The 16,688-nt window shown below is 70.1% G+C and carries 15 protein-coding genes and 4 tRNA genes; 12 read left to right on the top strand and 7 right to left on the bottom strand.

Translation table 11 applies throughout. From position 1 onward, the window contains the following. Positions 1 to 93 precede the first annotated feature (93 nt). The 4 genes from HMPREF3086_RS13170 to HMPREF3086_RS13155 all read right to left on the bottom strand — a co-directional run bounded on the left by HMPREF3086_RS13170 (position 94) and on the right by HMPREF3086_RS13155 (position 3,027). Positions 94 to 783 (bottom strand): heme-binding beta-barrel domain-containing protein, encoded by a 690-nt coding sequence (locus HMPREF3086_RS13170; RefSeq protein WP_174521546.1) that lies wholly within the window; start codon positions 781 to 783, stop codon positions 94 to 96. A gap of 119 nt (positions 784 to 902) precedes the next feature. Next, complete coding sequence (locus HMPREF3086_RS13165; protein WP_070722315.1) at positions 903 to 1,403, bottom strand: DUF8021 domain-containing protein; 501 nt, start codon at positions 1,401 to 1,403, stop codon at positions 903 to 905. Between the two features lie 45 nt (positions 1,404 to 1,448). Beyond that, entirely contained in the window at positions 1,449 to 2,279 is an 831-nt protein-coding gene (locus tag HMPREF3086_RS13160; protein ID WP_070722313.1) for a sulfurtransferase, read from the bottom strand. Positions 2,280 to 2,289: 10 nt separating this feature from the next. Further along, a complete protein-coding gene (locus HMPREF3086_RS13155; protein WP_070722311.1) occupies positions 2,290 to 3,027 on the bottom strand; it encodes a DUF2993 domain-containing protein in 738 nt (245 codons plus the stop codon). 82 nt (positions 3,028 to 3,109) lie between these two features. On the opposite strand from HMPREF3086_RS13155, the gene HMPREF3086_RS13150 reads away from it, so the two are divergent. The 6 genes from HMPREF3086_RS13150 to pstB all read left to right on the top strand — a co-directional run bounded on the left by HMPREF3086_RS13150 (position 3,110) and on the right by pstB (position 8,926). Continuing rightward, a complete protein-coding gene (locus tag HMPREF3086_RS13150) occupies positions 3,110 to 3,799 on the top strand; it encodes a winged helix-turn-helix domain-containing protein (RefSeq protein WP_070722307.1) in 690 nt (229 codons plus the stop codon). Continuing rightward, complete coding sequence (gene mshD, locus HMPREF3086_RS13145; protein ID WP_061228993.1) at positions 3,796 to 4,734, top strand: mycothiol synthase; 939 nt, start codon at positions 3,796 to 3,798, stop codon at positions 4,732 to 4,734. The genes HMPREF3086_RS13150 and mshD overlap by 4 nt, the downstream gene beginning before the upstream one ends. A 252-nt stretch (positions 4,735 to 4,986) precedes the next feature. After that, a complete protein-coding gene (pstS, locus tag HMPREF3086_RS13140) occupies positions 4,987 to 6,096 on the top strand; it encodes a phosphate ABC transporter substrate-binding protein PstS (RefSeq protein WP_106385695.1) in 1,110 nt (369 codons plus the stop codon). Positions 6,097 to 6,176: 80 nt separating this feature from the next. Beyond that, complete coding sequence (pstC, locus tag HMPREF3086_RS13135) at positions 6,177 to 7,226, top strand: phosphate ABC transporter permease subunit PstC (RefSeq protein ID WP_106385696.1); 1,050 nt, start codon at positions 6,177 to 6,179, stop codon at positions 7,224 to 7,226. Further along, positions 7,226 to 8,140: a phosphate ABC transporter permease PstA gene (pstA, locus tag HMPREF3086_RS13130; protein WP_061228991.1), complete on the top strand. Its 915-nt coding sequence runs from the start codon at positions 7,226 to 7,228 to the stop codon at positions 8,138 to 8,140. Before pstC ends, pstA begins: the two co-directional genes overlap by 1 nt. 9 nt (positions 8,141 to 8,149) lie before the next feature. Next, positions 8,150 to 8,926 (top strand): phosphate ABC transporter ATP-binding protein PstB, encoded by a 777-nt coding sequence (pstB, locus tag HMPREF3086_RS13125; RefSeq protein WP_061228990.1) that lies wholly within the window; start codon positions 8,150 to 8,152, stop codon positions 8,924 to 8,926. A 134-nt stretch (positions 8,927 to 9,060) separates the two neighbouring features. On the opposite strand, the gene phoU is transcribed toward pstB, so the two are convergent. The 3 genes from phoU to HMPREF3086_RS13110 all read right to left on the bottom strand — a co-directional run bounded on the left by phoU (position 9,061) and on the right by HMPREF3086_RS13110 (position 11,247). Then, on the bottom strand, positions 9,061 to 9,843 hold the full coding sequence (gene phoU, locus HMPREF3086_RS13120; protein WP_061228989.1) for a phosphate signaling complex protein PhoU: 783 nt from the start codon (positions 9,841 to 9,843) through the stop codon (positions 9,061 to 9,063). A 79-nt stretch (positions 9,844 to 9,922) separates the two neighbouring features. Further along, entirely contained in the window at positions 9,923 to 11,101 is a 1,179-nt protein-coding gene (gene dusB, locus HMPREF3086_RS13115) for a tRNA dihydrouridine synthase DusB (RefSeq protein ID WP_061228988.1), read from the bottom strand. 70 nt (positions 11,102 to 11,171) lie between these two features. Next, positions 11,172 to 11,247: transfer RNA gene (locus tag HMPREF3086_RS13110), tRNA-Lys, on the bottom strand. Between the two features lie 103 nt (positions 11,248 to 11,350). On the opposite strand from HMPREF3086_RS13110, the gene HMPREF3086_RS13105 reads away from it, so the two are divergent. From HMPREF3086_RS13105 to HMPREF3086_RS13080, 6 genes are all read left to right on the top strand, one after another. Beyond that, positions 11,351 to 11,423 (top strand) — tRNA-Glu (locus HMPREF3086_RS13105). 203 nt (positions 11,424 to 11,626) lie between these two features. After that, positions 11,627 to 11,703 (top strand) — tRNA-Asp (locus tag HMPREF3086_RS13100). A 47-nt stretch (positions 11,704 to 11,750) separates the two neighbouring features. After that, positions 11,751 to 11,827: transfer RNA gene (locus HMPREF3086_RS13095), tRNA-Phe, on the top strand. A gap of 83 nt (positions 11,828 to 11,910) precedes the next feature. After that, positions 11,911 to 15,150 (top strand): arabinosyltransferase domain-containing protein, encoded by a 3,240-nt coding sequence (locus HMPREF3086_RS13090; protein WP_070722317.1) that lies wholly within the window; start codon positions 11,911 to 11,913, stop codon positions 15,148 to 15,150. A gap of 74 nt (positions 15,151 to 15,224) precedes the next feature. Next, positions 15,225 to 16,010 (top strand): enoyl-CoA hydratase, encoded by a 786-nt coding sequence (locus HMPREF3086_RS13085; protein WP_061228987.1) that lies wholly within the window; start codon positions 15,225 to 15,227, stop codon positions 16,008 to 16,010. Then, the coding region (locus HMPREF3086_RS13080; protein WP_141764089.1) for a CobW family GTP-binding protein at positions 15,998 to 16,688 on the top strand (691 nt) is incomplete at its 3' end. The genes HMPREF3086_RS13085 and HMPREF3086_RS13080, both read left to right, overlap by 13 nt.

The raw sequence follows: 16,688 nt of genomic DNA, 5'->3' as shown, positions 1-16,688 counted from the left end.
CGGGAGCGGAGCCGGCGGCGGGGCCGATCGGCTACGCGGGGCGGGTCGGCTACTCGGGGCTGGGTCGGTTGCGCGGCCCGGGACCCGTTCGGGTCAGCCCGCGACGCGGCGCAGGCGCGCGGACATGTGTGGGACCAGGCCCTTCTCCGGGTGGACCCGTTCCTCGACCCATCCGAGGTCGCCGCCCTCGACGATCCCGTAGATCCTCTTGGCGCCGCCCCGCTTGGGGCCGGTGGGGGAGGCGAGGACCACGTCGGTGGCCATTTCCCATGCCGACTGGGTGATGGGGGTGCCGTAGTACATCTCGATGATCCCCGAGGCGTGGGCCACGAGGAACTCGAGCTGGTCGTCCGCCGAGATCCTCCAGAACCCGGTCTCGCGGTAGGCCGCGTCGTTCACGGCGCCTCCGGAGTCGTAGGTCCACGAGCGGGACGTCCAGCTCAGGTAGTTCTCGCCGTCGTGCGAGACCACCACCTGCTGGCCGAACCGGTGCTGACCGCGGTCCTCGGTGTCCGCCTCGCCCTCGCCCTCCCAGACACCCACGAGGGGTAGCAGGGCGAGTAGGCCGGGGTGGAGGTCGGGCCCGAAGCGCAGGTTGGCGGTGTCCTCGGGGACAGGGAGTTCGGAGAACGCGGGGATGTTCCGGCGGGCGGTCTCCTCGGAGCGCTGCGCGGCGGCGTTGACGGCAGCGTTCCCGGACCCGCGCACCACCGACTCGCCCCCTACCCCGTCAGGGGTGGGCGGCGTGGGGTCACCGGCGTTCGGCTGGCCGCTTTCCGTCACGACTCGTCGGTGACCGTGCGGTAGACGATGTAGCAGGTGGCCCACAGGATGGCCAGCGTGCAGAGGACCAGGAGGATCTCGAAGAAGAGCACCATGGCCTGATTCTAACCCCGAGGCGTTCAGCCCACTGCGATGCGGGCGTCGATCGAGTGGATGAGGCAGTCCTCGGGTGGCACGACGAAGTCCTCGGAGACCCTGGCCTTCACGCCCAGAACGGTCGCGAGCGTGAACTCCGCGTGTACGACGCCCTCCCGGCCCGGGGGGTCCACGGTGAGGACGATGTCCCGCACCTCACGGATCACCGAGTACTGCAGGTGCAGGTGGAGGTCCCAGCGGAGTTGGGCCGCGTTGAAGCCGGTCTTGATCCCGTTCTCGCGCCGCACGCAGTCGGGTGCGAACGGGACGCGGAACGCCGCGGCCGGCGCGGTGAGGGCGGTGAGGTACATCCGCACCGCCACCTCGCGCTCCTCTGGGGAGTACGGGCCGGGGTGATCGGGTACCTCCGGGGTCGCCCCCCGACGCTGATCGATACCCACGAGGACTGCGGAGGCGATGGAGGCGCCGACGGCGACGACGGACGCCCGCCCGGCCATGCCGAGCGCACGGGACAGCAGAGACATGAGATCGAGACTAGTCAGCCTCACGCCCGCGCGGGGCGCGACGCCTCACCGCTCGACCGGGACCCCGATGAGGGAGCCGTACTCGACCCAGCTGCCGTCGTAGTTGACGACGTCGGGCTGGTCGAGGAGCTCGTGGAGGACGAACCAGGTGTGGCTCGACCGCTCGCCGATCCTGCAGTAGGCCACGATGCGCCGATCGGGGTCGGTGATCAAGTCCGAGTAGATCTCGCGCAGTTCCGCGTCGGAGCGGAAGGTGCCGTCGCGGGTGACGGCGCGGTTCCACGGGATGCTGACCGCGCCCGGGATGTGGCCGCGCTGGCGTCCTCCCTCCTGCGGCAGCCCGGCGGGAGCGGCGAGGCGACCGGTGTACTCGTCCACCGAGCGCACGTCCACGAAGCCGTCGCGGCCCAGCCCGGCGAGGACGTCGTCGCGGAAGGCGCGGATCGACAGGTCCTGCGGGTCGGCCACGTAGTCGGTGACCGGGCGCCGGGGCGTCTCGGTCTCGAGGGGGCGTCCCTCGCGTTCCCACAGCATGCGACCACCGTCGAGGAGTCGGACGTCGCGGTGCCCGTAGAGGCGCAGGTACCAGTACGCGTAGGCGGCGAACCAGTTGTGGTTGCCGCCGTAGACGACGACCGTGTGGTCGCGACTGATGCCCCGCTCGGACATGAGTTCACCGAACCGTTCGCGGTCGACCAGGTCGCGTGTGTACTGCTGCTGCAACTCGGTCCGCCAGTTGAGTGGGACGGCCCCCGGGATGTGGCCGTCGGCGTGATAGGCCGTCACGTCCTCGTCGACCTCGAGGAAGACCACCGAGTCGTCGGCCAGGCGCGAGGCGGCCCAGCGGGTGCTGACCAGTACGTCGTCGCGACTCATGTGGGCGAGTCTAGTGTCCGGGGCGCGCGAGGCCGTCGAGCGGCGCTCCGCCGCGTGCGGCGGCGCCGGCGGCGGTGATGGTGCCGCCGGTGACCGTGAGCTCCTCGACCGTCGCGCCCAGGGGGAGGACGTCGGGCTCGAGGGTCAGTGCGGTGCGGCGGAGCGCGAGCTCGCCGTCGCCGTCGGGGAACCCCGCCGGTCCCGTCGCGGGTGCGACGGGGACGAGGTGCGCGCCTCGGGCGTCGACGACGAGGTCGACGAACGCGGAGACACGGGTGTCGGTCCCCTCGATGGTCCCGGTGACGCGGGCCCGGTGTTCGGTCCCGCCGGCCAGGCTCGGGTCGTCGGCCGCGCCGACCAGCACGTCCCGCATCCCGAGGGCGGGCCCGAGCGAGTCTCCGGTGATCTGAACCGAGATCGTCGCCTCCGGGGCGGTGGGCGGTGCGCCCGGGTCGCCGGGGACGCGGACATCGGTGGCCGCGGCCTCGACCGCCACGGGGCCGAGACCGGGCCGTTCGACGCCTTCGATCCGGATGGCGGCCGAGGCGAGGGTGTCGGGCGCGACCCACCGTGACCCGGGCGCGCCCCCGATCTTCACCGACGGCACCCCGACCTCCCCGGGGGCGGCGATCCGGGTCGACAGGTCCGCCTCGATCCGGGAGGCGTAGACGGCCTCGGCGGCGAACGCACCACAGGCCACCACGGGCACCGCGGCGACCGCGACGAGAGCGGGTCGGGGGATCCTCATGGGATTCAGGTGTACTCGACTCCCTGTTCCGGGGGTAGGGGTCGCTAGTATTCCTTTCGGCCCCGGATGGAGAGGAAGCGACATGGACGTAGTGCTCCTCGCCGCTGAAGCAGACCCGGAGGCGGTCATCCCGGCCCTGCCTCTGCTCCCGCACTCGGTCCGGGTGCTCCCCCCTCTCGCCTCGTCGGTGGGTGAGCTGTCCGGGGCGGCACTGGCACTGGTCGACGCGCGGAGCGATCTGGCGGCGTCCCGGGCGTTGTGCAGGCTCCTGGCGGGTGGCGCGGACATCGCCGTCATCGCGGTGGTGTCGGAGGGCGGTCTGATCGCCGTCAGCGGTGACTGGGGGTTGGACGACATCCTCCTGCCCACGACGGGTCCGGCCGAGGTGGACGCCCGGTTCCGGTTGGCGGCCGCGCGACGCTCCACCCAGGGCGAGGCGGACGGCGGCCTCCTCACGGTCGGCGATCTGGTGATCGACGAGGAGACCTACGTGGCCCGCGTCAAGGGACGGCCCCTGGATCTGACCTACAAGGAGTTCGAGCTCCTCAAGCACCTCTGCCAGCACCCCGGCCGGGTGTTCTCGCGCGCCCAGCTCCTCCAGGAGGTGTGGGGCTACGACTTCTTCGGCGGCACGCGCACGGTCGACGTGCACGTCCGGCGCCTGCGCGCCAAGCTGGGCCCGGATCACGAGTCCCTCATCGGCACGGTCCGTAACGTCGGGTACAAGGCGGTCAGACCGACGGACCGCCGCGAGGAGGGAGGGGACGCATGACGGTCGATGAACGATCCATGGACGCCGCCACCGCCGACCGGGTGGAGGCGATGGCCGCGGAGGCCGAGACGCTGGACGGGGTGGCCCCGCTGGGGGAGCAGCCGCTACGGGCGCTGCGGGCGCCGTCCGCCCGGGTCCGTCACTTTCTCGCGAGCGCTCCCGGCACGGACGGGCCGGCCGGGTATGCGCAGCTGACGGGCAGCGGACCCGGGTCGTCCGCCGAGCTGGTGGTCCACCCCGGACACCGCCGGCGGGGACTGGGCACCGCTCTCGTGCGCGCGGTGCTGGAGGCGGAACCGGATGTCGCCGTGTGGGCCCACGGGGATCTGCCGGCCGCGCGGGGTCTCGCAGACGGCATGGGCCTCGCGCGCACGCGCGAACTGCTGATGATGCGCAGGCGCGCCGCCGACGTCCCGGCGCTGCCGGACCAGCGCCCGGCCGAGGGGATCGAGACCGGCACGCTCGCCGACGCCGCCTCCGAGGGCGGGCAGCGCTGGCCGGGCCTGGACGCACGGGCGGAGTTCCTGCGCGTCAACAACGCCGCGTTCTCGTGGCACCCGGAGCAGGGCGGCTGGAGTCGTGATCAGCTCGACGAGCGGCTGGCCGTGGACTGGGTCGATCCTGCCGGCGTGTTCCTGGCCGTCGACGTCACGGGGCCGCGGTCGCGCTTGGCCGGGTTCCACTGGACCAAGACCGTCGCGGAGCCGGGGGAGCCGGTGGAGGGCGAGGTCTACGTCGTCGCGGTGGACCCGGCGGAGCAGGGGCGCGGTCTCGGCGGGCTACTCACCGCCCTCGGCGTCGCGCACCTCGAGGACACCGTCGGCGCGGAGTCGGTGGTGCTCTACGTCGAGGGTGACAACTCCCCGGCGATCAGTACCTACGAGCGTCTCGGATTCACGGTCGAGCACCGCGATGTGACGTACGCCTCGCGGTGATGACCGGGATGGCGGGGGTGCCCGTTCTCAGTGTCACCCCAGGTGGGGGCCTCGCCGGGAGGGCTCCGCGGGCAGGGTGAACTACGCGCGAACAGGGAGTTCATCTCGGGTTCACCTACTTCCTCGGGGCTGTTCACGTCCGAGCTTTAGGTTCTCTCCCCGTCGGGCCGGTGTGTGCGGTCCGGCCCCGCGACCAGATCGCCAAGAACGTGAACCGGTGGGGCATCCCGCCGGATGAACCTAGGAGATTTTGTGGACCTCAAGCGCACCGGTGCTCTGCTCGGCCTCGCTGCCCTCACGACGGTCGGCCTCGCCGCCTGCTCGGATAACAATGCCGGTTCCGGCGATCAGGCCGCTCAGCAGGTCGCCGACGCGGAGTGCGGCGGCAAGGCCGCACTCAAGGCCTCCGGCGCCTCGTCGCAGAACAACGCGATGACCGTCTTCGCCAACTCCTACGCCATGAGCTGCGAGGGCCACACCCTCGACTACAACTCGAACGGCTCCGGCGCCGGCGTCAAGGAGTTCATCGGCGGCCAGACCGACTTCGGCGGCTCGGACTCCCCCCTCAAGGACGAGGAGTACACGCAGGCCGAGCAGCGGTGCGAGGGCCCGGCGTGGAACCTGCCGGCTGTCTTCGGCCCGATCGCGATCGCCTACAACCTGGACGGCGTCGAGGTCGCGCTGTCGGCCGACACGCTCGCCAAGATCTTCAAGGGCGAGATCACCAACTGGAACGACCCGGCCATCGCCGAGGAGAACCAGGGCGTCGAGCTGCCCGACCAGGACATCACCGTGATCTTCCGCTCGGACGAGTCGGGCACCACCGACAACTTCCAGAAGTACCTCGAGGCGGCCGCGCCCGAGGTGTGGACCGAGGGCGCCGGCAAGACGTTCAACGGCGGCACGGGCGAGGGCGCCAAGGGCAACGAGGGCGTCTCCGCCGCCGTCGCGCAGACCCCGGGCACCATCACCTACACCGAGTGGTCCTACGCCAAGAGCCAGGACCTCGGCATGGTCAAGGTCATCACCCCGGCCGACTCCGAGGGCGTCGAGCTCAACGCCGAGACCGCCGGCACCACGATCGACTCGGCCACCCTGAAGAACGAGGGCTCCAACGACCTGGTCATCGACACCTCGTCGTTCTACGTCCCCGAGGCCGCGGGCGCCTACCCGATCATCATGCCGACCTACGAGATCGTCTGCTCGACCTACGGCGATCCCGAGACCGCCGAGGCCGTCAAGTCCTTCCTCAACATCGCGGTGTCCGAGGACGTCCAGGGTCAGCTCGAGCCCGAGGGCTACATCCCGGTGCCCGACGAGTTCCGCGAGAAGCTGGTGACGGCGATCTCCGAAATCTCCTGATATTTCCGGTCACCGCGTCCACCCCTGTACGGTCGGGCGCGGTGACCGACCCCTTTCCCACCTGAGCGACTGAAGGTCTCATGACAGTTCACGAATCCGTCGACCGTGACGCCGGCAAGAACTCCTCGTCCGGCGGGCCCGCCGACGGCACCGCCCCGGCGTCGGACGCGGACACGGGCGGCGGGAGCGGCCTGCGCGACGCCGGGTCGTCCCAGAGGATCGACGCGATCTTCCGCGGGCTCACCGTTTTCGCGGGCGCGGTCATCGTCGCGCTCATCGCCCTCATCGGGATCGTTCTGGTCATGCAGGCGACGCCGTCGCTCATGCAGAACAACGTCAACTTCTTCACGTCGTCCGTGTGGAACACCACGGACCCGGAGAACATGTCGTTCGGCATCCTCGACCTGCTCAAGGTCACGGTGCTGAGCTCCGTCTTCGCCCTGGTGCTGGCGGTGCCCGTCTCCATCGGGATCGCCACGTTCCTGGTGCAGTACGCGCCGCCCCGGCTCTCACGGACGCTGTCGGCCCTCATCGACCTGCTGGCCGCCGTGCCGTCGATCATCTACGGCATGTGGGGTCTGCTCGTCCTGGGGCCGTGGATGGTCCCGTTCGCCACGTGGCTCAACGAGAACCTCAACTGGTTCTTCCTGTTCGGCGACGGCAACGTCACGATCGCCGGCGGCGGCACCATCTTCACCGCCGGCGTCGTCCTGGCGATCATGATCCTGCCGATCATCACCTCGATGTCCCGCGAGACCATTCGCCAGACGCCTTCTCTGCACCAGGAGGCGGCGCTCGCGCTGGGCGCCACCAAGTGGGAGAAGATCCGGATGACCTGCTTCCCCTACGCCAAGTCGGGGATGATCGCCGGCTCCATGCTCGCCCTCGGTCGCGCGCTCGGAGAGACGGTGGCGGTCCTGATCATCCTCCGCGCGGCGAGTTCGCCCAGCACACTGTCGCTGTTCGACGGCGGGTTCACCTTCGCCTCCAAGATCGCGTCCGGTAGCGCCGAGTTCAACCACCCGCTGCCGACCGGTGCGTACATCGCGGCCGGCCTCGTGCTCTTCATCCTCACCTTCATCGTCAACCTCATCGCGCGCTCGGTGTCCGGTGGAAAGGTCAACGGCTGATGTCCCAGGCAACCCCCGACCTCGCCAAACCGGCCAAGCCGGCCGACACATTCCTTCCGATCTCCGGTGGCCGGAAGATCAAGGACAAGGCGGCGACCGTGGTGTTCACGGTCTGCTTCGTGCTGGCCGTCATCCCCCTGGTCGCCCTGCTGTTCAAGGTGATCGTCTCGGGTTTCCCCGCGATCATCAACGTGAACTGGTGGACCAACTCGTTCAATCTCGTCGCGCCGTCCTCGATGGCGGGCGGGGTCGGTCACGCGATCTACGGCAGCCTCGTACAGGCGCTGATCGCGGCCGTCATCTCGATACCTCTGGGCGTCGCCGCGGGCATCATGCTCGTCGAGTACCCCGACTCCAGGCTCGCCAGGCCCACGACGTTCATGGTGGACGTCCTCGCCGGCGTCCCGTCCGTGGTGGCTGCCATCTTCATCTTCGGCGTCTGGATCTCGGTGCTGAAGTTCAACCTCAGCGCCTTCGCCGTGGCTCTGGCGCTGGTGCTGCTCATGCTGCCGCTCATCGTGCGGTCGACCGAGGAGATGCTCAAGCTGGTCCCCGATGAACTCCGGGAGGCCTCCTACGCGCTGGGCGTGCCCAAGTGGAAGACCATCGTCAGCGTCGTGGTCCCGACCGCGCTGTCGGGCATGATCTCGGGCATCTTCCTCGCGCTGGCCCGCGTGATGGGCGAGACGGCGCCGGTGCTCATCCTCGTGGGCTACACGGCCCGCTACAACTACGACGTGTTCGAGGGCAACATGGCCTCGCTGCCGCTGCTGATCTACAACCAGCTCTCGAACCCCAACGAGGCCGGCCAGTACCGCATCTGGGGTGCTGCCCTGACGCTCATCATCATCATCGGGCTGGCGAACGTGCTCGCCACGTTCGCCGCCAAGGCGCTCGCGCCCAAGACCAAGTAAGGACCCGATATGGCCAAGCGACTCGACCTCGAGAGCGTCGACATCTTCTACGGCGACTTCCACGCCGTGAAGGACGTGAACCTCCATGTTCCGCCCCGCTCCGTGACGGCGTTCATCGGCCCCTCCGGCTGCGGCAAGTCCACGGTGCTGCGTTCGCTCAACCGGATGCACGAGGAGATCCCCGGTGCTTCGGTGAAGGGCTCCATCAAGCTCGACGGAGTCGACATCTACGACAAGAAGATCGACCCGGTCGCCGTCCGCCGCACTATCGGGATGGTCTTTCAGCGCCCGAACCCGTTCCCCACGATGTCGATCAAGGAGAACGTCGTCGCGGGTCTGCGTCTGCAGGGCGTGAAGAACAAGAAGACCCTCGACGAGGTCGCCGAGAAGTCGCTGCGCGGTGCCAACCTGTGGAACGAGGTCAAGGATCGTCTCGACAAGCCGGGCGGTGGCCTGTCCGGCGGTCAGCAGCAGCGTCTGTGCATCGCCCGCGCGATCGCCATCGAGCCCCAGGTACTGCTCATGGACGAGCCCTGTTCGGCTCTCGACCCTATCTCGACCCTGGCGGTGGAGGATCTCATCGCCGAGCTCAAGAACGACTTCACCATCGTGATCGTCACGCACAACATGCAGCAGGCCGCCCGTGTGTCCGACCAGACGGCGTTCTTCTCCCTCGAGGCCACCGGAATGCCCGGGCAGCTCGTGGAGGTCAACTCCACCGAGCGCATCTTCTCCAACCCCGAGAACAAGCAGACCGAGGATTACGTCTCGGGCCGCTTCGGCTGAGCCGACCACGACCCGGATCGCCTCGCGGCACCAGCCGGATCCCGCCACACACGAGACCGCCCCGCCCCGGGCTCGGAACCCCGGGACGGGGCGGTCTTCGTCGTGCGTGACGCGTGTGGCGCGCCACCCGCTGGTCAGGACCCCTGTGGTGACCCTTCGTCCTCATCCGGTTCGTGCTGCGCCATCCGCTGTTTGAAGGCACGGTCCGTCTCGTTGAAGCGGCGAACCAGCTCCTCGCTCGACGGCGACGGCTCCTCGGGATCGCTCTCGGGGGTGGTGGCGTACTCGCCGGTCGCCAGGAAGATCACGCGCTGCGCGACCTCGACCGCGTGGTCGGCGAACCGCTCGTAGTACCGGCCCAGCAGGGTCACGTCGACCGCGCAGGCCACGCCCCACTTCCACTCGCGAACGGTGAGCAGGGTGAACAGGTGGCGACGCAGGTCGTCGACCGCATCGTCCTGCTGTGCCAGGGTCGCGGCCTGCTCGGGGTCCCTGTTGAGCAGCACCTCGGTGGCCGAGCGGCCGAGGGCGACGGCCACGCGGCCCATCTCCGCTAGGTAGCCGTTGACCGGCTCTGGCAGAACCGGCTCGGGATGGCGCCGGCGGACGATCTTGGCGACGTGGCCCGCCAGGGTGCCCATCCGGACCAGGTCCTGCACCAGCTGTATCGACGTGACCACCTGGCGGAGGTCACGCGCTACCGGGGCCTGGAGGGCGAGCAGCGCGAAACCGCGCTCCTCGTTCTCGGTCGCCAGCCGCGACATCTCCGACGACGACTGTAGGACCTTCTCCGCGGCGACGAGGTCGACCTGGAGCAGAGCGTGGGTGGCCAACTCCATGTCATCGGTCGCGAGGGAGCACATCCGGGCCATGGAGGTGGCCAGATCCGCGAGTTCTTCGGAGTAGACAAGACGCATACCGCCAGCATACGCCCATGTCAGCGCGGTGATCTCCGCTCACGGTGAACGCCCGGTGAACTCGGGGTCACCCCGGGGGTCAGCCCCCGGAGTTCTCGGCGTCCGCGCCGGCGAGCGCCACCGCGTCGTCCTCGGGGTCGTCCAGCCACCCTTCGGGCAGCAGGACCTTCGACGGCGAGCCCTGCCGCCCACGCGGTCCGTAGCCGTCCGCGGGGAACGGCTCGTCAGTCGGCAGGTCGGCCAGCATCGCGGCGAGATCGTTCAGGGTGCGGACGGCGGACAGGGCCACCCGCTTCTCCGACCCGGCGGGGAACCCGCGCAGGTACCAGGCGACGTGCTTGCGGATGTCCCGCATGCCCTTGTCCTCGCCGTGGTGCTCGGCGAGGAGTTCGCCGTGGCGGTACATGATCCGGGCGACCTCTCCGAGAGTGGGCGGGGTCGGCGCCTCGCGGCCCGCGAGGCGGGCGGCCAGCTCGGAGAACAGCCACGGACGGCCGAGACAACCGCGGCCGATCACCACGCCCGCGCACCCGGTCTGCTCGCGCATCCGCACCGCGTCCTCGGCGGAGAAGATGTCGCCGTTACCGAGAACCGGCACGTCCGATACCGCGCCGACGTGCTCGACCAGTCGCGAGATCTGCGACCAGTCCGCCTCCCCCGAATACCGCTGGGCTGCGGTCCGCGCATGGAGCGCCACCGCCTTGGCGCCCTCCTCCACGGCGATCCGACCGGCGTCGAGGTGAGTGTGGTGCTCGTCGTCGATCCCGACGCGCATCTTGACCGTCACGGGGATCTCGGTGCCCTCGGTGGCCCTCACCGCCGCCGCCACGATCGACCGGAACAGGCGGCGCTTGTAGGGGATCGCGGATCCGCCGCCGCGCCGGGTGACCTTGGGGACCGGGCATCCGAAGTTGATGTCGATGTGGTCGGCGAGGTTCTCGTCGACGATCATCCTGGCCGCCGCGTACGTGTACTCCGCGTCGACCGTGTACAGCTGCAGACTGCGGGGCGACTCGTCGGACGCGAACGTCGCCATGTGCAAGGTCGCGGGCTGCCGCTCGACCAGCGCACGGGCGGTGACCATCTCGCACACGTACAGTCCCGACACCGATCCCTGCTGCTCCCGCTCGATCTCGCGGCACAGGGTGCGGAAGGCGACGTTGGTGACCCCGGCCATCGGCGCGAGGACGACGGGCGACGCGAGCTCGAGCGGGCCGATGCGCAGCGCGGGGGAGGCGGTGGCGGTGGGGGCGGACATGGATCAAGTGTCCCAGTGGTCGGCGTACGCGTCCAAAATCGGTGACGAGCAGCCGACCAGGCGACCGCGGTGGTGCCCCCAGTCGGGCTCGAACCGACGACCTGCGGATTAAAAGTCCGTAGCTCTACCAACTGAGCTATAGGGGCGACGGCCACGATACCGCCCCGCCTCCCGGTTGGTTTATCCGCCCGGCGGGCGGTGCCCTACACTGGAGCGCGCTGCGGACCGGCGATCCCGGACGTGGCGTAGGCCCCCTTCGTTTAGCGGCCTAGGACACCGGCCTTTCACGCCGGCAGCGCGGGTTCGAATCCCGTAGGGGGTACACAGTCGAGGTCCCGGTCACCGAGCAGGTGGCCGGGACCTCGTGCGTTCAGTGCCTCGCGACGGTGGCGCCACCGCGCTCCCTCGGGGTCGGGGGCGCCCCGTTTCGAACGCGGCGCTGACCAGCGCACGACCGGGGGACCGGGGCCCGATTTGCGCATCGACGGCGGCGTCCACTAATGTTCTTTCTCGTGCGGAGAGCACGGCCCTGTGGCGCAGTTGGTTAGCGCGCCGCCCTGTCACGGCGGAGGTCGCGGGTTCAAGTCCCGTCAGGGTCGCCAGAGGCAACCGGCGCATTCGGTTTCACCGGGTGCGCCGGTGGTCTTATGGCCAGGTAGCTCAGTTGGTACGAGCGTCCGCCTGAAAAGCGGAAGGTCGTCGGTTCGATCCCGACTCTGGCCACCACGGACATGACGCGCCGGAGGGTTATCCCTCCGGCGCGTTCGTCGTTTCGGGGATCGTCGACCCCTCGTTATAGCGTGGACGCCATGCCATCGACTGCCAGCGAGGTCCCTGTCGTGCCGGAGAGAACCCAGTCGGGACCTCGGTGGGGGATCATCGCCGCTGTCAGTGGACTGATCGGCATCCTGCTCGCGATCGTCGTGCCGCTGCTCCCCGTCACGCAGACCACGACGAGTATCAGCTGGCCCGAGGGCGGCACCCTCGACCCGGTCACCGCGCCCCTGGTGGCGTACTACCCGCTCGACATCGAGGTGGAACTCCCGTGTTCGGCGGTGACCGAGCTGCGCGAGCAGGGCCGCGAGGACGGGGTCCTCGTCTCCACCGCGCCGCGCGAGGCGGGGGAGGACGCCGGCGCGCGCGGCCTCATGGTGTCCGTGGCCGGCCCGAACGTCGAGGTGCGCAGCCGCAACGTCCTCATCGCCTCCGCTCCGACCGAGGCGGTCGCCGCGCCCGGCGGCTGCTCGAGCATCCGCGTCATCGCCGACTCCGGTTCGATCGGTGCCGAGTTCACCGGACTCTCCGTCGACGGGCAGGGCGTCGGTGGCCGCATCGACCGCGACCTGCGACCCCAGGTGGTGGGCGTCTTCACCGATCTGGAGGGCGCGGCCCCGGAGGGCATGTCCGTCGACATCACGGTCGACTCCCGCTACACCACGCAGGCGACGGCGCTCAAGCAGATCGCGATCGTCGTGGGCATCCTCGCCATCATCGTCGCGCTGGTCGCCCTACACCGGCTCGACCTGCGTGACGGACGGCTGGCCCGCCGGATCCTCCCGCCGGGCTGGTGGAAGCCTCGACCGCTGGACGTGCTCGTCGTGGGCACCCTGCTCGTGTGGCACGTCATCGGCGCCAACACGGCCGACGACGGCTACATCCTCACCGAGGCGCGCGCGGCGGTCTCCAGCGGCTACATGCCCGAGGTCTTCCGCTACTACGGTGCCCCCTACGCCCCGTTCGGGATGCCGTACTACCTCTACACCGCGATGAGCGCGGTGTCGTTGGGCAGCATCTGGCTCCGTCTGCCCGCCCTACTTCTGGGCATCGGATCGTGGATCCTGCTCTCGCGGGAGGTCATCCCGCGCCTGGGCATCGCCGCTCGTCGAGCGCCCGCCGTCCGGTGGAGCACCGCCGCCGTCTTCCTCGCGTTCTGGCTCACCTACAACAACGGCCTGCGCCCCGAGCCGATCATCGCCTTCGGCGTGCTGGCCACCTGGGTCTCGCTCGAACGGGCCCTCGCGACCGGCCGACTGCTGCCGGCGGCGACGGGATTCATCATCGGCGGGCTCACCCTGTCCGCGGCGCCGACGGGCACGTTCTGCATCGCCGTCATCATCGCCGCCTCGCGCCCGCTGCTGCTGCTCATCATCCGGCGGGCGCGGCGCGACGGGTGGGTCCCGACCGTGGCACCCCTGCTGGCCGCGGGGCTCGGGGTACTGCACCTGATCTTCCTGGACCAGCCGCTGGTCACCACGCTCCAGTCGTCGGCTCTGCTCGGCGACGTCGGGCCTACCGGCCGCTGGTTCGAGGAGGTGTGGCGCTACGAGTGGCTCATGAACCCCACCCCGGACGGCTCGCTCGCGCGGCGGTTCGCGGTGCTCACCATGTTCCTCTCGCTCATCACCTGCGCGGCGATACTGTTCCGCAAGGGACGCGTCCCCGGCGTGGCGATCGGGCCGGCCCGGCGCATCGTGGGCCTGGCGGCGATCTCCATCGCGTTCATGGCGCTCAACCCCACCAAGTGGACGCACCACTTCGGCGCGTTCGCGACCATCGGTGCGGCGCTCGCCGCCCTCGTGACCATGGCGGTCCTGCCCACCGCGACGCGCTCGCTACGCAACCGCATGCTGTTCCTTGCCGCCGTGTTCTTCGTCCTGGCGCTGAGCTTCACCTCCACCAACGGTTGGTGGTACATCTCCATCTACGGCATCCCGTGGGGCGGCGCCCAGCCGGCCGTCGCCGGGGTCACCCTGTCCTCGGTGTTCGTCGGCCTCATGCTGCTGGCTCTCCTGGCCGCGCTGGTGCTGCACTACCGCGAGCCGTTCGTCACGCGGACCCGGCCGCAGCGGCCCGACCGCGACCGCGGGCCCCTCCGTCGCTTCGCCCGCGAGATCTCGCGGGCCCCGCTCGGGCTCGCGGCCGCCCTCGTCGTCGTCATCATCGTCGCCTCCATGGCCGCGGCCGTCCGCAACCAGTACCCCGCCTACTCGGTGGGTCTCCAGAACCTGCGCGCACTGTCCGGGAAGCCGTGCGGCATCGCCGACGCGGTCCTCGCCGAGCCGGACGCCAACGCGGGCCTCCTCGCGCCCATGAGCGAGCCGCGTGACCAGCTCGAGGCCGGGGCCGAGGCGATCCGGTTCGAGCCCGACGGCATCCCCACCGACCTCACGGCGACGCAGGACGTCGACACCGACACCCCGGGCACCGGCGAGAGCTCCGACACCACGTCGACCACCGCCGGCACCGAGGGCGGTGTCCGCGCCGGAGAGGGCATCAACGGCAGCCACGCCGTCCTGCCGTTCGGTCTCGACCCCGCCCGCGTGCCCGTCCTGGGCAGCCACCAGACCGGTGCGCAGTTCAACGCCGAGACGACCACCGACTGGTATCCGCTGCCCGCGCGGTCGGACGAGAACCCGCTCGTCACCATCGCCGTGGCCGGCTCCTTCGCCCCGGACGCCCTGCGCGTCGAGTACGCGACCGGCGGTGGCACCGAGATCGCCGGCTCCGTCCTTCCCCTGGACATCGGCCCGGCCCCGGCATGGCGCAACCTGCGCGTGCCCGTGGATACGCTGCCCGACGACACCACCGCGATCCGGCTGGTCGTGCGCGACCTCGACCCGGACCCGTCGCGCTGGATCGCATTCACCCCGCCGCGCATGCCGGAGCTCGTGACGATGCAGGAGCTGGTCGGGGACACCCGACCGGTCCTGCCCGACTGGGCCGTGGCGTTCCACGTGCCGTGCCTGCGGCCGTTCGATGAGTACGCCGGCATCCACGAGCTGCCCGAATACCGCGTCCTTCCCGACCGCGGTCTCGCGGTGAGCTCCACCAACACATGGCAGTCGTGGGACGGTGGAGGGCCGCTCGGCTTCATCGAGCTGCTGCTCGAGGGCGAGACCGTGCCCACCTACCTCGAGCACGACTGGGACCGGGACTGGGGATCGCTCGTGCGGTACACACCGCTCGTGCCCGAGGCGCGCGAGGCGACCGTCGACCACGGAGAGGCCGTACGGTCGGGGCTGTGGAACGGCGGGCCGCTCGCGCGCTGACCGGCTAGCATCGGACCCGGAGTTTTTACAAGGACTTCCAACTAATCGTAGGCAGACACAGAGTGGAGACGCGCATGTCCGTGACCGAGAAGCAGTTCGAGAACATCCTGGTCGAGCAGACCGACCGGGTCGCGACCATCACCCTCAACCGCCCCAAGGCGCTCAACGCGCTGTCCAGCGCCATGGAGAAGGAGGTCGTCGAGGCCGTCGAGGGCCTGGACTCGGACCCCGACGTCGGCTGCATCATCATCACCGGATCCGAGAAGGCCTTCGCGGCCGGCGCGGACATCAAGGAGATGAAGGACAAGTCCTACCCCGGCATCTACCTCGAGCGCTTCTTCGGTGACTGGAAGCGCCTCACCGCCGCGCGCACCCCGATCATCGCCGCCGTCTCCGGCTTCGCGCTGGGCGGCGGCTGCGAGCTGGCGATGATGTGCGACATGATCATCGCCGGTGACAACGCCAAGTTCGGCCAGCCGGAGATCACCCTCGGCGTGATCCCGGGCATGGGCGGCTCCCAGCGCCTGACCCGCGCCGTGGGCAAGGCCAAGGCCATGGACCTGTGCCTCACCGGCCGACAGATGGACGCCGACGAGGCCGAGCGATCCGGCCTGGTCGCGCGCGTCGTGCCCGCCGCCGACCTGCTGGAGGAGACCCGCAAGGTCGCGGACAAGATCGCCTCCATGAGCAAGACCACCGCGATCGCCGCGAAGCAGGCGGTCAACCGCTCCTTCGAGACCACGCTCGAGGAGGGGCTGCTCGCCGAGCAGAACGCCTTCTACGCGCTGTTCGCCACCGAGGACCAGTCCGAGGGCATGTCCGCGTTCGCGGAGAAGCGGAAGCCCGAGTGGAAGCGCTGAGCAACCGTCTCGCGCACGGTCACCTCGCCGGGGGCGGTGACGGGCGTACGGACGCCCGCCGCGCCCCCGGCGAGCCGTTGCCGGTACTGGTCCTGACCGGCTACCTGGGCGCGGGCAAGACCACCCTTCTCAACCACCTGCTCTCCGGCGCGCCCGGGCTGCGGATCGCGGCGATCGTCAACGACTTCGGCGAGATCGACGTCGACGCCACCGCCGTGGCCGGCCGCGTCGACTCGATGGTCTCCCTCGCCAACGGCTGCGTGTGCTGTGAGGTCGACGCCAGCGAACTGGCCGGGACGCTGGGTCGGCTGGCCGATCCCGGGATGGGTCTGGACCTGGCCGTGATCGAGGCCAGCGGACTCGCCGAGCCGTCGGTGCTGTCGCGGATGGTCCACGACGTGCCGCGCGACGTCGTGCGGCACGCCGGGATGATCCAGGTGGTCGACGCCGAGGGCCTCGACGACGCCATGGAGCGCCACCCGCGTCTGGCGGCGCACCTGGCGGAGGCCGACCTCGTCGTCGTCAACAAATGCGACCTCGTCACCCGTGAACGGTTCGGCGAGCTCCGCGCGACGATCCGCGCCCACGCCCCGCGCGTGGCCGTGCTACCCGCGGTGCGTGCCGCCGTGCCGGCCGGGCTGCTCCTGGGACTGGAACCCGCCGCGCCCCGCACCGCGT

Source organism: Dietzia sp. HMSC21D01 (assembly GCF_001815995.1).
GTDB lineage: Bacteria > Actinomycetota > Actinomycetes > Mycobacteriales > Mycobacteriaceae > Dietzia > Dietzia cinnamea.
This window is presented reverse-complemented; position numbering and strand designations above follow the sequence as displayed.

Excerpts from the sequence above, each read along its gene's own strand:
- HMPREF3086_RS13165 (WP_070722315.1), bottom strand. The coding sequence starts at position 1,403 with ATGTCTCTGCTGTCCCGTGCGCTCGGCATGGCCGGGCGGGCGTCCGTC.
- HMPREF3086_RS13160 (WP_070722313.1), bottom strand. The coding sequence starts at position 2,279 with ATGAGTCGCGACGACGTACTGGTCAGCACCCGCTGGGCCGCCTCGCGC.
- HMPREF3086_RS13155 (WP_070722311.1), bottom strand. The coding sequence starts at position 3,027 with ATGAGGATCCCCCGACCCGCTCTCGTCGCGGTCGCCGCGGTGCCCGTG.
- HMPREF3086_RS13150 (WP_070722307.1), top strand. The coding sequence starts at position 3,110 with ATGGACGTAGTGCTCCTCGCCGCTGAAGCAGACCCGGAGGCGGTCATC.
- mshD (WP_061228993.1), top strand. The coding sequence starts at position 3,796 with ATGACGGTCGATGAACGATCCATGGACGCCGCCACCGCCGACCGGGTG.
- pstC (WP_106385696.1), top strand. The coding sequence starts at position 6,177 with ATGACAGTTCACGAATCCGTCGACCGTGACGCCGGCAAGAACTCCTCG.
- pstA (WP_061228991.1), top strand. The coding sequence starts at position 7,226 with ATGTCCCAGGCAACCCCCGACCTCGCCAAACCGGCCAAGCCGGCCGAC.
- pstB (WP_061228990.1), top strand. The coding sequence starts at position 8,150 with ATGGCCAAGCGACTCGACCTCGAGAGCGTCGACATCTTCTACGGCGAC.
- phoU (WP_061228989.1), bottom strand. The coding sequence starts at position 9,843 with ATGCGTCTTGTCTACTCCGAAGAACTCGCGGATCTGGCCACCTCCATG.
- dusB (WP_061228988.1), bottom strand. The coding sequence starts at position 11,101 with ATGTCCGCCCCCACCGCCACCGCCTCCCCCGCGCTGCGCATCGGCCCG.
- HMPREF3086_RS13090 (WP_070722317.1), top strand. The coding sequence starts at position 11,911 with ATGCCATCGACTGCCAGCGAGGTCCCTGTCGTGCCGGAGAGAACCCAG.
- HMPREF3086_RS13085 (WP_061228987.1), top strand. The coding sequence starts at position 15,225 with ATGTCCGTGACCGAGAAGCAGTTCGAGAACATCCTGGTCGAGCAGACC.